Below are 13,406 nucleotides of genomic sequence, written 5' to 3'. Positions count from 1 at the left end.
CCGAAGGAGAACCGGAGGGCCCGCCGAACCCGGCTGGCGTGCCGGAACCCAGGGAAACGCCGGGCCCTTCTCCCACGGCCGCATCGGACGAACCGCCCATAGCGGAACCGTCGGCAGAACCCGGCGTTGCGCCCGCGCGGGAGGACGGATCGAAGGCTGCCTCCGATGACGGATCGGAGCCTGCCTCCGGGACGGAGTCCACCGGGGATGCGAAGGTCGGCGGGGCGGTCGGGCCCGTACCACTGGAGGGATCGGGACTTCCGGAAGGCTCTGGGGGCGGCGAAGCCGCCGGACCGGAGGCGGTGAGCGCGGCGAGCCGCTCCCCCAGCGGTGGGTGGGTGTCCCACGGCCCCGCCGGCTCGGGTTCGCGGGCTCGCAGCAGCGTCATCTCGGTCGTCCGGGCCGCCAGGACTCGCAGCAGCCCGCCGAACACGTCGTCCGGCACGTAGCCCGCCTGCCAGCCGGGCCCCACGTACTCGGCGTGGAACAGCCGCTGCATCCCGGCCAGCGCCGGCAGATCCCGCAGGGCCGCCGCCGCGGCCGGCGCGCCCGCGTGGGAGGCCGCGATGCGGTCCGCCGCGAGTTCCTGGGCCCGGCTGACCGGCGCGTCGATGCGGCGGTAGAACGCCGCGTACGCCCGCAGCACCGCCCCGGCCGGGTTGCGCCGGGGAATCCGCGGGATGGTCCGGCCGACGGCGATCCGGCCGCGGTAGGCGAGCGGCGCCCACCTCCCGAGCGCCGGCGATCCGTGTGCCAGTTCGTGCGTGACGATCGCCGTGAGCCGGTCCGGTGGCAGGGCCTGGAGGAGCGGGAGGCCGAGGTAGAGGTCACGCCGGCCGCCGAGGAGGCCGAGGAGGCGGGTGCGCTCGCCGAGGGCGGCGGTGGCGTCGGCGACGATGGTGACCCCGTCGGGCTCGGTGACTCCGGCGGCCGCCGAGGCTCCGTCGATCAGCTCCCACAGGTGGGGGGCCCGGGCCCGGTGCACGGCGACGCCGGCCGGCCGCCGGTGCCGGGTGTGCAGGGCTCGCCAGGTCGCGTACCCGAGCGCGCCGACCGTGGCGATGCTCAGCGGCACGACGGCCCGGAGCGCGAAGGTGCTGGGCAGCAGCGACAGGACGGTCCAGAGGACGGCCAGCGCCGCGGCCAGTTGCAGGCCCGCGACGACCAGGAATCCGGCCAGCGCGGCGACCGATTTCGCCGCCGCCGGTGCACCCTTGCTCAAGCCGCGCTCCTCATGCCGATCCGCCGATGGGCCACCAAGACTAGGGGCAGAACTGCGCGTAACCGTTTCGCGCACGTGCGGTGGGTTATACGACCGGCATGGCTGACCTCGATCAGACACTTTCGGTAGCTCTCAAGGGTTATGCGTGGCTGCCGGATCTGCGGCGCCGGGCGGGCGGCGGCCCGGTTCGGACACGGGTGATGGGACGGCCGGCGGTGGGCATCTGCGGCCCGGCGGCGGCACGCTTCTTCTACGGCGCGGGCAATCTGGAACGGCACGGCGCGCTGCCGGAGCTGGTGGTGCAGACGCTGTTCGGGCGGGGTGCGGTGCACACCCTGGACGGCGCGGCGCACCGGCATCGGAAGGCCCTCTTCACCTCGCTGCTGCTGGACGGTGACGGTGTGGACCGGCTGGCGGAGCTGGCCGGTCAGGAGTTCGACCTGGCGGCACGACGGTGGCGGGGTGGCCCGCCGGTGCGGCTGTTCGACGAGTCGGCGCGGATCATCGCGGCCGCGGTGGCGCGCTGGGTGGGCGTACCCCCGGAAGATCTTGCGGTTGATGCCCTGGCCAGGGACTGTGTCGCGATGGTGGACGGGTTCGCGACGGTGGGGCCGCGGTCGGCGCGGGCGCTGGCGGCGCGACGGCTTCAGGAGCGCAAACTTACGAAGATCATTGCGAGGGTACGGGCCGAAGCGCCCACCCGGAGCCCGCTGTCCGTCGTCGCGCACCACCGCGACGAGAACGGCCTGCTCGATCCGCGTACCGCGGCCGTCGAGCTGCTCAACATCATCCGCCCGACGATCGCCGTGGCCTGGTTCGTCGCGTTCGCGGCGCACGCCATGGACATGTGGCCGCGGCATCAGGCCCGGCTGCGCGCCGACGACGACGCGTTCGCGCTTGCTTTCACGCACGAGGTGCGTCGTTTCTATCCGTTCGCCCCGTTCCTCGGCGGCCGCGCGGTGCGGGACTCTTTCTTCGAGGGCGAACCGATCAAGGCGGGGACGCTGGTGCTGCTGGACGTCTACGGGCAGAACCACGATCCGCGACTGTGGACTGATCCGTACCGGTTCGACCCGGAACGGTTCCTGGATCGGGAGATCGGGGAGTTCGATCTGATTCCGCAGGGTGGCGGCGATCCGCGGACCGGGCACCGCTGTCCCGGCGAGCAGATCACCGTCGCGGTGCTCGGCACCCTGGTCCGGCGGCTGGCCGGGCTCGACCACTACCTGCCGCCGCAGCGCACCCGGATCGACCTGTCGCGGATCCCGGCGCGGCCCCGGGACCGCATCGTGCTGGTGGTCCCGGAGCAGGAGCCGAGCGCCCCGGTCAGGGCCAGTCGATCTCTGGCGACCGGTGGTAGCTGATCCCGGCCGCGTCCCAGACCGGGCCGAAGGCGGCCAGCCGCTCCCGGAACGACGCCCAGTCCCGGCCGTCCCGCGGTGACCAGCCGACCTCCGCCACCGCGGGCAGCCGGGGGAAGGTGAGGTACTGCACGTCGGCGAGGCTGCGCAGGGTCTCCGACCAGAGTGGGGCCTCGACGCCGAGGATGGCCTCCTCGCCGACGCCGGGCAGGCGTTCCGCCGGATCCCAGTCGTAGGCCTGCCGCACCCCGACGTGCCCGGCCCAGACCAGCCCGAGCGGGGTGTCCTCGTCGTATTTCATGTCCAGGTAGGTGCGGTCGGCCGGGGAGACGATCACCCGGCGGCCGGCCGCGGCGGCACGGGCCACCGCGTCGTCGGCGGCCTCGATCCGCCAGTACTGCACGATCGCGTCGTCGGGCAGGTCGACGGTGGCGATCTCGTGCCAGCCGATCACCCGTTTGCCGAGGCTCGCCGGGATCGGCAGCACCCGGGCGAGGAAGGCCCGGTAGTCCTCCGGCGGCGTGGACAGGCACTCGTCGCCGCCGATGTGCAGGTACGGGCCGGGGGTCAGGTCGGCGACGGTCTTGAGGACGGCCTCGACGAAGGCGTACGTCTCCTCCTTGCCGGCGATCAGCGAGGAGTACCCGACCTCGGCGTCGGTGCGCGGTGCGACCGGCTGCCCGTCCGCGGTGAGTTCGGGGTAGGCGACCTGCACCGCGTTCACGTGCCCGGGCATGTCGATCTCGGGAACGATCGTGACGAACCGCTCGGCGGCGTAGGCGACCAGGTCCGCGTATTCGGCGACGGTCAGGAAGCCCGGCCCGGCGCCGTCGCAGCCGGTGCCGGCCCCGCCGCTGATCTCGGTGAGCCGGGGCCAGCCGGGAATCTCCAGACGCCAGCCCTGGTCGTCGGTGAGATGCAGGTGCAGGTGATTGATCTTGAACTGGACCAACTGGCCGATGTGCGCCTTGATCTCGTCCGGGGCGAAGAAGTGCCGGGCCAGGTCGAGCATCGCGCCGCGGTACGCGTACCGCGGCTCGTCCTCGATCACTCCGGCGGGCAGCACCGGCCCGAGTTGCCGCAGGGTCTGCACGCCCCAGAAGACGCCCTGCGGCGATCCGCCGGTCAGGGTGACCCCGTCCGCGCCGATCTCCAGCCGGTACGCCTCGGGCGCCAGCGACGTGTCCAGCGCGAGCCGGATCTCCCCGCTGGACGAGAGTGGCCGGCCCAGGTGTGCGGCGACCGCCTCCAGTGCCGGTGGCGCGCTCACCGCCGTACCGGAATGGATCTCGAACGACGCCCCTGCGGCCTGCCGCACCGAGGCCGGCCTGGGGATAACATCGCCGAGTCGCTTCGCCCGTTCGCTCACTCTGAAGATTGTAAACAGTTACGCCATGACGATCACCACACGTGTCGCCACACCGGGTGACGAGCCGGTCCTGCACGACCTCGCCGCCCGGACGTTCGCGCTCGCCTGCCCGCCCGGCACAGCCCAGGCCGACATCGACGGCTTCATCGCCGCGCACCTGTCCACGGAGAGCTTCCGCCGCTACCTCGCCGACCCCGCCCGGACCCTGCTGATCGTCTCCGCCGACGGCGTCCCGGCCGGTTATTCGATGCTGGTCGACGGCCCGATCGCGGACCCGGACGTGGCCGCCGTGGTGGACGCGGCGACAAGTGTCGAGCTGAGCAAGTTCTATCTGGCGCCGGAGCGGCACGGCGGTGGGGCCGCCGCCGAGCTGATGGCCGAGACGCTGGCAGCCGCGGCCCGGACCGGGGCGAAGACCTGCTGGCTCGGTGTCAACCAGCAGAACGCGCGGGCCGCCCGGTTCTACGCCAAGCACGGCTTCGAGATCGTCGGCGTGAAACGGTTCCTGGTCGGCTCCGAGTGGCACGACGACCACATCCGGCAACGGGACCTATCCTCCGACGCATGACTGTGGTGCGGGCGGCCCGGGACTCCGACGCGGCGGCGATCACCGGCATCTGCCGGCGTGGTTACCGCCGGACCTATCCCGGCCTGCTGTCGGCCGAGTTCATCGAGCGGATGCTCGACGAGTTCTACACCGTGGAGCGGGTCGCCAAGGAGATCGCCGCGGCGCCGCCGAGCTGGCTCGGCTACCAGGTGGCCGAGGAGGACGGGCGAATCGTCGGCGCCGCCGCCGGTGGGATCACCGCGCCCGGCGCGGGCGAGCTGTTCGTGCTCTACCTCGACCCGGACGAGCGGGGTCGCGGGCTCGGCACGCTGCTGCTGGAGCGGATCACCGAGCAGATCCGCGACCTGGGCGCCACCGAGATGTGGGTGGCCGCGCTGGACGGAAACGAGATGGGCATCCCGTTCTACGAGGCACGCGGGTTCCGCAAGAGGGAACGGCGGCGCACCTACGGCTCCACCGAGGCCGACAATGCCTGGTCGTGGCGCTTCTCGCGGCCCATCTGAAGATTTCATGAACCGGTTGCGCGGTTGCGGGCATGAACGGGTGTGAACGACCTACGCTCGCAACCGATGCACATCGCCGATGACGTGCTGATCCAGGGATCGGTGCGGGAGCCGGAACAGTTCGCGCCCCTCTTCGACCGGCACGCGGTGACCATCCACCGCTACCTGGCCCGCCGGATCGGGGCGCCCGCGGACGACCTGCTCGCCGAGACCTTCCTGATCGCCTTCCGGCGCCGTGCCGCCTATCAGCCGCTCGGCCTGGATGTGCGCGCCTGGCTGTTCGGGATCGCCACCAACGTGCTGCACCGGCACGTCCGCCAGGAGGAACGGCACTACCGGGCGCTGGCCCGGGCCGCCGGGGAACAACCACGCCCGCACGCCGACGACACCGTGGACGCCCGGGTGGACGCCACGGCCCTCCGGGCCGATCTGGCCGCGGCACTGGCGAAACTCAAGGCCCGCGACCGCGACGCGCTGTTGCTGCTGGCTTATGCCCAGTTGTCGTACGCCGAGATCGCCGCGACCCTGGACATCCCGATCGGGACCGTCCGCTCCCGCATCAACCGCGCCCGCAAGGTCACCCGTGCCGCGCTGGGACTCGCCGACCGTCTCCCCGAGGAGGACATGTGAACGACATCGACCTGCTCAACGAACACGGGCCGGACGCTTCCCCGCTCTCGGAGGAGGCGTGGCGCTCCGCCCGTACGAAATTGGCCTCGGAGATCTCTCCGCCTGCCCGCAGCCGGCGCTGGGGCCTGATGCCTCGCATCGCCGTGATCGGCCTGGCCGGTGTCGCCGCCGTCGCGGCGACGGTCGCGGTGCTGCCGGAGAAACACCCGGACCGGGAGCGCCCGCCGACCGTCACGGCGCAGGGCACGAAGGGCTCTCCGGGCCCGATCCGGCTCGTCGCGGCCACCGCACCGCAATATCCGTTCAGCTTGCCCGGCTTCGACGAGGTGTCCTACACCGCCGACCCGGGTGGCCCGGTGATGGGCATCTTCGGCCCGTCACTCGGCGAGAACGGCCCGAACAACACCGTCGTGCTCGTCCCGCTGCCGGAGAAGCCGTCGGGCAGTTCCCGGGGCGAGCGGGAGATCGACGTGGACGGCCGCCCTGGAAAGATCGAGTCGTTCCGAGACGGCCAGACCGGCGAGATCGCCGCGGTGCAACTGAACTGGGAACGCAAACCCGGACAGTGGGTGACCATCGTCGGCAACGGCACGCGCGCAACCGAGGACGAGGTGCTGCGCCTGGCCCGGTCGGTCGTCGACGAGCCGCGGCGGCTGAACTTCAAGGTCACCCTCGGTCTGGCCCCGGACGGCTGGGTGCTCGGCGGGTTCAAGGGCGACGACAAGGCCGTCTCGATCATCTCCTACCAGGATCCCGGCACCGACCGTGAGCTGCACGTGGTCTGGTACGGCACGCCACCGGAGGACGCCGGGTGGGAGGGCTTGGAGGCGGAGAGCCGGGTGACCGTGAACAAGCGGCCGGCGAAGCTGATCCGGACCACGCAGAACTGGATCGTGGTGGGCTCGTTGCCGGACGGCGCGTCCTACCAGTTGATGGCGCCGCGTGACTTCACCACGAAACAGGTGGTCGATTTGGCCGGATCGATTCGAATCCACTGAGATTTATATAAGCAGTAGCTGAAACTTGACGGAAAATTGTCAGACCCGGTGGGTAGGTTCTGACATGCGGACCGGCGCCACGGGGGCGCCGGTCCGTCCACAGTGTTCAGCTCGCATGACGCAGCAGGTTCTCGCCTGTGCGGCGCACCAGCTCCCGCAGCTCGGCGGGCGACTCCACAGTGAACGGCGCGTTCAGCACCCCGAGCACCATCACCGGCCAGCCCAGGTCGTCGAGGTTCATCCGCAGGCGGCAGCCGTCCGTCAGCTCCTCCACCGTGCCCCAGTGCCCGACCACCGCGCGGACCGTGTCCGCGTCCGCGCCGATCACGATCGAGACGTCGTAACGGTTGGGGATGCTGCGCAGCCGGGAGCGCAGCCACTCCACCGGATCGCCGCCGGGCAGGTCGCGCGGGCGGAAACGGGCGCCGGTCCCCTGCGGGGCGGTCATCCGGTCCACCCGGAAACTGCGCCAGTCACCGCGTTCCACGTCCCAGGCCACCAGGTACCAGCGGCGGCCCAGGGAGACCAGCCGGTGCGGCTCCACGTGCCGGCGGGTGGCCTCGCCGTCGCGGGCGGCGTAATCGAAACGCAGCCGCTCCTCGCCCCGGCAGGCCATCGCGATGGTGGTCAGGGTCAGCGCGTCGAGGCTCGGGCCGCCGCCGAACACTCCGGGCGCGGTGACCGCCTGCAACGCGTCGATCCGCCGCCGGAGCCGGGGCGGGAGGAGCAGGATCACCTTGGCGAGCGCGCGTACCGACGTCTCCTCGAACCCGGCGACCGCGCCGGCCGCGGCGCTGCGCAGGCCGACCGCGATGGCCACCGCCTCCTCGTCGTCGAGCAGCAGCGGCGGCATCGCCGCCCCGGCCTGCAACTGGTAGCCACCGGCCACCCCGCGGGCGGCCTCCACCGGGTAACCCAGGTCGCGCAGCCGGTCCACGTCCCGGCGCAGGGTGCGCGGGCTGACCTCGAGGCGGTCGGCCAGCTCGGACCCCGGCCAGTAGCGATGGGTCTGCAGCAGCGACAGGAGCCGCAGCATCCGTGCACTCGTATTCGCCATGGCATCAGACTCCGTCGCATTGCGGTCAGGAAGTGGCCTCTTCAGATCCTACGGTCGGCACATGATTGAGACGCGAGAGCTGACTAAGCACTTCAAGGAGGTCCGCGCGGTCGACGGCGTCAACCTGCGAGTGGACCGCGGGGAGCTGGTCGCGCTGCTCGGGCCGAACGGCGCGGGCAAGTCGACCACGCTGCGGATGCTCACCACGCTGATCCCGCCGACCAGCGGCAGCGCCGAGGTGGCCGGCTTCGACGTGGTGCGGCAGCAGCGCGAGGTGCGCCTGCGGATCGGCTACATCGGACAGGGCAACGGCGCGGGGCACAGCCAGCGCGGGCGCGACGAGCTGATCAGCCAGGGCCGGGCGTACGGGATGCGGGCCCGCGCCGCCCGGGCCCGCGCCGACGAGCTGATCGAGTCGCTCGGGCTCGGTGAGGTGGCGAACCGGACCGTCTCCACCCTCTCCGGCGGGCAGCGCCGGCGCCTCGACATCGCGATGGGCCTGATCCACGCGCCCGACCTGCTCTTCCTCGACGAGCCGTCGACCGGGCTGGATCCGCAGAACCGGGCCAACCTCCAGGAGCACATCGTGCGGCTGCGTGCCGAGCACGGCACCACCATCGTGATGACCACCCACTACCTGGAAGAGGCCGACTCGATGGCGGAACGGGTGGTGATCATCGACCACGGCCGGATCATCGCCGACGACTCCCCGCAGCGGCTCAAGTCCGCGCACGTCGGCGACCGGGTGGTGCTCGGGTTCGACTCGGAGAGCGCGGCGGACGACGCGGCCCGTGCCCTCGACGGCGCCCGGCACGGCGCCCAGGTGCGGATCACCAGCGACGACGGGCCCCGGCTCGCCGCCCGGTCGGCCGCCCTCGCCCCCGCCTCGATCGAGGTCGTCCGGCCCACGCTGGACGACGTCTTCCTCACCCTGACCGGTCGCAGCCTGCGCGAAGAAACCCTGGTGGAGGTCTCGTCATGACATCACTCGTCACCGACGTCGGCGTCGTCTTCAGCCGCGAACTGCGCCCGGTCGTCCGGGACCCGTTCTCGGTGATCTTCTCGATGATCCAGCCGCTGTTCTTCCTCGGTCTGTTCGCGCCGCTGCTGCCCGACGACTCCTCGCTGCAGTGGTTCGTACCCGGCGTCATCGTGATGTCCTGCCTGTTCGGCTCGTCGATGACCGGCTCGAACCTGCTCTTCGAGATGCAGACCGGGTCGCACGAGCGGATGCTCGTCACCCCGCTGCGGCGGCCGGCGCTGCTGATCGGGCGGGCACTCAAGGAGATCGTCCCGATGCTGCTCCAGGCCGTTCTGATCGTGGCGGTCTGCATCCCGTTCGGCTTCGAGCTGCATCTGGCCGGGGCGCTGCTCGGACTGCTCATCCTGGCGGCGTTCTGCGTCGGGCTGGGCGCCCTGTCCTACACTCTGGCACTGTTGTCCAAGAACCGGGACTGGCTGTTCTGGACCGTGCAGCAGACCCTGCTGTTCCCGCTGTTGCTGCTGGCCGGGGTGCTCCTGCCGATCGAGAACGGGCCGGGCTGGCTGCAGGCGCTGTCCCGAGCCAACCCGATGACGTACGTGGTGAACGCGGAACGGGCGCTGTTCGACGGGGACGTGCTGGCCCGTACCACCCTGTGGGGCCTGATCGCGGCCGCGTTCGTCGGCGCCGCCGGCCTGATCACCGGCGTCCGCACCATGCAGCGCTCCGAATGACGGGGTCTTCTCCGGCTGGTCGTGGGTGCTGTCTCAGCGTCGTCGCGACAGCCCCCACGACCAGCCGGATCCCGCCCGCTACCTTGTAGCGCATGCTCGGTCGGAAGCTCCTTCACCTGCCGGACACCGTCAAGCACCTGCTGGACACGCTCACCCGGCCCGCTCCCGGCGGGCCGGCGCCGCGTGCCGGCAACCCGGACGCGATCGTCGACTGCGCGGTCTACGCCGGAGGTGTGCGGCACGGTGGCTCGGCGCAGGTTCCGTTCCCGGAGGCGGCCCGGCTGGCCCGGCGGCGCCGCGGCGGGTTCGTCTGGCTGGGTCTGCACGAACCCGACCCGGCCACCATGCGCCGGGTGGCCGAGGTGTTCGGTCTGCACGAGCTCCTGGTCGAACAGGCGCTCGCGCACGGGCACCGGCCCGGCGTGCAGGTGCTCGACGACGTGACCCGGCTGGTGCTGCGCACCGCCCGGCACGTGGCGAACGACCGGCTCACCGCGACCAGCGAGGTGGTCGAGACCGGCGACGTCACACTGCTGATCGGGCCGTGGTTCGCGATCACGGTGCGGCACGGGCCGGTGGGCCCGCTGTGGGCGGTGCGCAAGGAGCTCCAGGACCGGCCGGACGTGCTCCGGCAGGGGCCGTGGGCGGTGGCGTACGCGGTCGGCAACCGGATGGTCGACAGCTACCTGGACGTGGCCGAGCACGTCGAACGCGACCTGGAACGCATCGAGGAGGAGACCTTCGCCTCCGTTCGCACCTCCGAGTTCGCCCACATCTACCAGCTGAAACGGGAGATGGTGGAGTTCAAGCGGGCGGTGCTGCCGCTGGCCGAGCCGCTGGCCCGGCTGCTGGAGCCGGGCACGCTGCCGGACGGGCTGCGGCCGTACCTGGAGGATGTGCGCGGCCGGCTGGCCCGGGCCGTGGACCGGGTGGCCGGCTTCGACGACCTGGTGAACTCGATCCTGCAGGCGCGCCTGGCACAGGTGGCGGTCGACCAGAACCACGACATGCGCAAGATCGCCGCGTGGGCCGCGATCGCCGCGGTGCCGACGGTGATCGCCGGGATCTTCGGGATGAACTTCGAGTACCTGCCGGGGCTCGACTCGCCGTACGGCTTCTACGGCTCGGTCCTGGCGATGCTGCTGATCGGCGGGGGCGTTCACCACAAGCTCAAGAAGGCCGGGTGGCTATAAAACTCACAGAGAGTAATCGCGTCGACCGACGTATCCCCCTTTTGCGCGACTTCCACTCCGGACGGTAGTCAAAGCTCGGACGTCCTGCCCTCCCGGCGAATCCGGCGAGTCATTAGTTTCCGACTGCGTCGATCTTCAGGGGGTTATCAGAGTGACGGCAACCGACGCCGTACCGGCCAAGAGCGGCATCCTCGCGGCGCTCAGGGGCCACGTCGACCTCTTCCTGAACGCGGGCTCGCTGATGGCGACCACGCTCGTCACATCCGTCTTCGGATTCGCCTACTGGTGGGTCGCCGCCCACCTCGCCCCGCAGGCGGCGGTGGGACAGGCGTCCGCCGCGGTGTCGGCGATGACCCTGATCGGCACCATCGGCATGTTCGGCATGGGCACCATGCTGATCTCGGAACTGCCGGCCATCGCCCGCGGCAAGTGGGATCTGATCTCCACCTGCATCCTCACCGCGGGAACCGCCGCCACCGTCGGCGGCCTGGCCTACGTGCTGCTCGCCGAGTTGTGGGCGCCGAGCCTGCGGGACGCGCTGGGCGGCGGCTTCGGCACCGTCCTGCTGGTCGCCGGCATCGCCCTCAACGCGATGACCCTGGTCCTCGACGAAGCGATGGTGGGCCTGCTCCAGGGCCCGCTCCAGCTCATGCGCAACGCCTGGTTCTCGCTGCTCAAGCTGGTGCTGCTGGGCCTGGTCGCGGTGCTGCCGGGCATCGCGCTGACCGGGCCGGTGCTGCTGCTGACCTGGGTGGCCGGCATCGTCGCGTCGACCGCGATCCTGTTCCGGGCGCTGCGCCGGCGCGGCATGATCGACTCACTGCGCCCGCACCCGGGGCTGATGCGCGGCCGGGGCCGGGCCACCTTCGACCACAACCTGCTCAACCTGGCCACCTACCTGCCGCGGGCAGCGCTGCCGCTGATCGTCACGGCGACTCTGTCGGCCGAGGCCAACGCGGCGTTCTACACCGCGTTCATGGTGCTGTCGTTCATGGCCATGGTGCCCGGCAACGTGGCGCTCACGCTGTTCGCGGTGACCGCCGGCGACAAGAGCGCCCTGCGGAGCAAGGTCCGGGTCGGCCTGCTGATCTGCCTCGCGGGCGGCTTCCCGGCCTCGCTGGTGGTGCTGTTCCTCTCCGACTGGATCATGGGCCTGTTCGGCGCGGCGTACGCGACGACCGCCGGTCAGGCGCTCGCGATCCTCTCGCTGACCTACGTCCCCTTCGTCTTCCACCACTTCTTCCTGGCCATCTCCCGGGTGCAGGGCAAACTGCGCGGCGCGGGGATCTTCTCGGTCTTCGCGGGCGTCGCCGAGTTGCTGGCCGCCTGGTGGGCCGGGACCAACGGCGATCTCGACGATCTGGTCACCGCGGTGGCCGTGGTCATGGGGATCGAGATGGTGCTGGTCGCCCCGATCGTGCTGAAGGTCGTCTTCGCGCCGGTCGCCGACATGTCCGCGGTAGCAGAGGGAGTCAACGTCATGTCCACCACCAGCCTGACCCTGCGCGAGCGCGCCTGGCTGCCGTTGGAGTACATCCGCACCGTCGGCCCGCTTACCGGGGTCGACGCCGACCGGGTGCGCAACGCGCTGATCGGCCTGCACGCCGCCGACCCCACCCACCGGGCGGTGTCCCGCCTGGACCGCTCCGGCGCCAGGTGGCAGCACATGGACGCCGCGTCGTTCGCCGCGTACGTGCGGGACGCCGTCACCGACCTCGGCCACGGCCCGGTCGACTTCGACGCGATGACCCGGCACCTGCAGGCCGAACCGCGGGCCCACCACCCGGTGCGGATCCTGGTCGGCGGCGGGTACTTCGCGCTCAAGGTGTCGCACGCCTACGGCGACGCCGGCCCGGTGAACACGCTGGTCCACGAGCTGATCCAGGCGGCGTACGAGGGTCGCGCGGCCCGGATCGCCCCGTCGCTGCGGCACCGGACGGCGCTGCCGAAGGCGTGGTGGAAGCAGTTCGGCCTGAAGCCCGGCCGCTGGAAGGAGGGCCTGAGCTTCGCCCGCCCGCCGCATACCGCGCAGGGCCCGGTCCGCCCCTGGCAGCCCGGCCTGACCGTGACGACGGCCCGGTCCGGTGCGGTGCTCGGCCAGATGCGGACCTGGCGCGACCAGCACGCGCCCGGCGTCACCACGTCGGCGATCACCTTCGCGGCGTTCACCTCGGCGCTGATCGAGCTGGGCCTCGAGCCCGACCTGCGGGGCGGCACCTTCCTCGCGGACGCGCGCCGTTACCTGGACTCCGGCGTCAGCATCGACAGCAACTTCTGCATGGGCCCGTTCCTGACCCCGCCGAGCCTCACCGACCCGCTGGACATCCACCGGACGCTGAAGGCGGAGCTGGCCACCGGCCGGATCCTGACCATGATGCTGCTGCGTGAGGGCAAGATCCTGCTGACCGGGGCCCCCGGCATGCCGGACCCGTTCCCGTCCGAGATCGCGATCGAGGCGCAGCCCCGGCTCACCTTCAGCAATCAGGGCCGGCACGACATGCTCGGCGACCTGCCGTGGGCCGTGGCGCCGGCCGGCCGGGTCAACCAGAGCGTGCCGACGCTGAACGGTCCCGAGGGCATCACCCTCACCACCAGCGAGATGAACGGCGTCCTGCATCTGGAGGCGACGTTCCACGCCACCACGTACGACCCGGCGGTCGTGCAGCGGGCCCTGGACCTGGTCTGCAGCGACCCGGCCGGCCTGATCATGGCGCGTCGCTGAGCAGGGTGCCCGGCCGGTCAACCCCCCGGATCGGCCGGGCACCCCATGATCCTTTTTGAAAAGGCTC

12 protein-coding genes are annotated in these 13,406 nt (G+C 71.5%); 9 read left to right on the top strand and 3 right to left on the bottom strand.

Features of this window, described 5'->3' with window-relative positions:
- A partial coding sequence (locus Aut01nite_RS06310) for a M48 family metallopeptidase (protein ID WP_204037458.1) occupies positions 1 to 1,222 on the bottom strand: 1,222 nt, incomplete at its 3' end.
- Between the two features lie 98 nt (positions 1,223 to 1,320).
- On the opposite strand from Aut01nite_RS06310, the gene Aut01nite_RS06305 reads away from it, so the two are divergent.
- A complete protein-coding gene (locus Aut01nite_RS06305) occupies positions 1,321 to 2,586 on the top strand; it encodes a cytochrome P450 (protein ID WP_043529832.1) in 1,266 nt (421 codons plus the stop codon).
- Here the strand turns inward: Aut01nite_RS06305 and Aut01nite_RS06300 are convergent.
- Entirely contained in the window at positions 2,549 to 3,952 is a 1,404-nt protein-coding gene (locus Aut01nite_RS06300; RefSeq protein WP_043529834.1) for a beta-N-acetylhexosaminidase, read from the bottom strand. The genes Aut01nite_RS06305 and Aut01nite_RS06300 overlap by 38 nt on opposite strands.
- Before the next feature lie 25 nt (positions 3,953 to 3,977).
- Between Aut01nite_RS06300 and Aut01nite_RS06295 the strand changes: the two genes are divergently transcribed.
- From Aut01nite_RS06295 to Aut01nite_RS06280, 4 genes are all read left to right on the top strand, one after another.
- A complete protein-coding gene (locus Aut01nite_RS06295) occupies positions 3,978 to 4,520 on the top strand; it encodes a GNAT family N-acetyltransferase (protein WP_043529836.1) in 543 nt (180 codons plus the stop codon).
- Complete coding sequence (locus Aut01nite_RS06290) at positions 4,517 to 5,023, top strand: GNAT family N-acetyltransferase (protein ID WP_043529838.1); 507 nt, start codon at positions 4,517 to 4,519, stop codon at positions 5,021 to 5,023. Before Aut01nite_RS06295 ends, Aut01nite_RS06290 begins: the two co-directional genes overlap by 4 nt.
- A gap of 66 nt (positions 5,024 to 5,089) precedes the next feature.
- Positions 5,090 to 5,653 carry an RNA polymerase sigma factor gene (locus tag Aut01nite_RS06285; RefSeq protein WP_043529840.1) on the top strand — a complete coding sequence of 188 codons (564 nt, stop codon included), beginning with the start codon at positions 5,090 to 5,092 and terminating at the stop codon, positions 5,651 to 5,653.
- A complete protein-coding gene (locus Aut01nite_RS06280; protein WP_043529842.1) occupies positions 5,650 to 6,651 on the top strand; it encodes a hypothetical protein in 1,002 nt (333 codons plus the stop codon). The genes Aut01nite_RS06285 and Aut01nite_RS06280 overlap by 4 nt, the downstream gene beginning before the upstream one ends.
- 106 nt (positions 6,652 to 6,757) lie before the next feature.
- Here Aut01nite_RS06280 and Aut01nite_RS06275 read toward each other — a convergent pair whose 3' ends face one another.
- Positions 6,758 to 7,708 carry a helix-turn-helix transcriptional regulator gene (locus Aut01nite_RS06275; RefSeq protein ID WP_043529844.1) on the bottom strand — a complete coding sequence of 317 codons (951 nt, stop codon included), beginning with the start codon at positions 7,706 to 7,708 and terminating at the stop codon, positions 6,758 to 6,760.
- 61 nt (positions 7,709 to 7,769) lie between these two features.
- Between Aut01nite_RS06275 and Aut01nite_RS06270 the strand changes: the two genes are divergently transcribed.
- The 4 genes from Aut01nite_RS06270 to Aut01nite_RS06255 all read left to right on the top strand — a co-directional run bounded on the left by Aut01nite_RS06270 (position 7,770) and on the right by Aut01nite_RS06255 (position 13,339).
- Positions 7,770 to 8,690 (top strand): ABC transporter ATP-binding protein, encoded by a 921-nt coding sequence (locus tag Aut01nite_RS06270; RefSeq protein WP_043529846.1) that lies wholly within the window; start codon positions 7,770 to 7,772, stop codon positions 8,688 to 8,690.
- Complete coding sequence (locus Aut01nite_RS06265) at positions 8,687 to 9,424, top strand: ABC transporter permease (protein WP_043529848.1); 738 nt, start codon at positions 8,687 to 8,689, stop codon at positions 9,422 to 9,424. The genes Aut01nite_RS06270 and Aut01nite_RS06265 overlap by 4 nt, the downstream gene beginning before the upstream one ends.
- A 92-nt stretch (positions 9,425 to 9,516) precedes the next feature.
- Positions 9,517 to 10,617 carry a magnesium and cobalt transport protein CorA gene (locus tag Aut01nite_RS06260; protein WP_204037456.1) on the top strand — a complete coding sequence of 367 codons (1,101 nt, stop codon included), beginning with the start codon at positions 9,517 to 9,519 and terminating at the stop codon, positions 10,615 to 10,617.
- A 151-nt stretch (positions 10,618 to 10,768) separates the two neighbouring features.
- Complete coding sequence (locus tag Aut01nite_RS06255) at positions 10,769 to 13,339, top strand: lipopolysaccharide biosynthesis protein (protein ID WP_043530400.1); 2,571 nt, start codon at positions 10,769 to 10,771, stop codon at positions 13,337 to 13,339.
- Positions 13,340 to 13,406: the final 67 nt, after the last annotated feature.

The sequence above is a fragment of the Actinoplanes utahensis genome (genome assembly GCF_016862455.1).
GTDB lineage: Bacteria > Actinomycetota > Actinomycetes > Mycobacteriales > Micromonosporaceae > Actinoplanes > Actinoplanes utahensis.
The sequence above is the reverse complement of the archived record's forward strand: the minus strand, read 5'-3'. Positions and strand labels throughout refer to the sequence as shown.

Coding starts and splice junctions, on each gene's coding strand:
- Aut01nite_RS06305 (WP_043529832.1), top strand. CDS start 1,321: ATGGCTGACCTCGATCAGACACTTTCGGTAGCTCTCAAGGGTTATGCG.
- Aut01nite_RS06295 (WP_043529836.1), top strand. CDS start 3,978: ATGACGATCACCACACGTGTCGCCACACCGGGTGACGAGCCGGTCCTG.
- Aut01nite_RS06290 (WP_043529838.1), top strand. CDS start 4,517: ATGACTGTGGTGCGGGCGGCCCGGGACTCCGACGCGGCGGCGATCACC.
- Aut01nite_RS06285 (WP_043529840.1), top strand. CDS start 5,090: ATGCACATCGCCGATGACGTGCTGATCCAGGGATCGGTGCGGGAGCCG.
- Aut01nite_RS06275 (WP_043529844.1), bottom strand. CDS start 7,708: ATGGCGAATACGAGTGCACGGATGCTGCGGCTCCTGTCGCTGCTGCAG.
- Aut01nite_RS06270 (WP_043529846.1), top strand. CDS start 7,770: ATGATTGAGACGCGAGAGCTGACTAAGCACTTCAAGGAGGTCCGCGCG.
- Aut01nite_RS06265 (WP_043529848.1), top strand. CDS start 8,687: ATGACATCACTCGTCACCGACGTCGGCGTCGTCTTCAGCCGCGAACTG.
- Aut01nite_RS06260 (WP_204037456.1), top strand. CDS start 9,517: ATGCTCGGTCGGAAGCTCCTTCACCTGCCGGACACCGTCAAGCACCTG.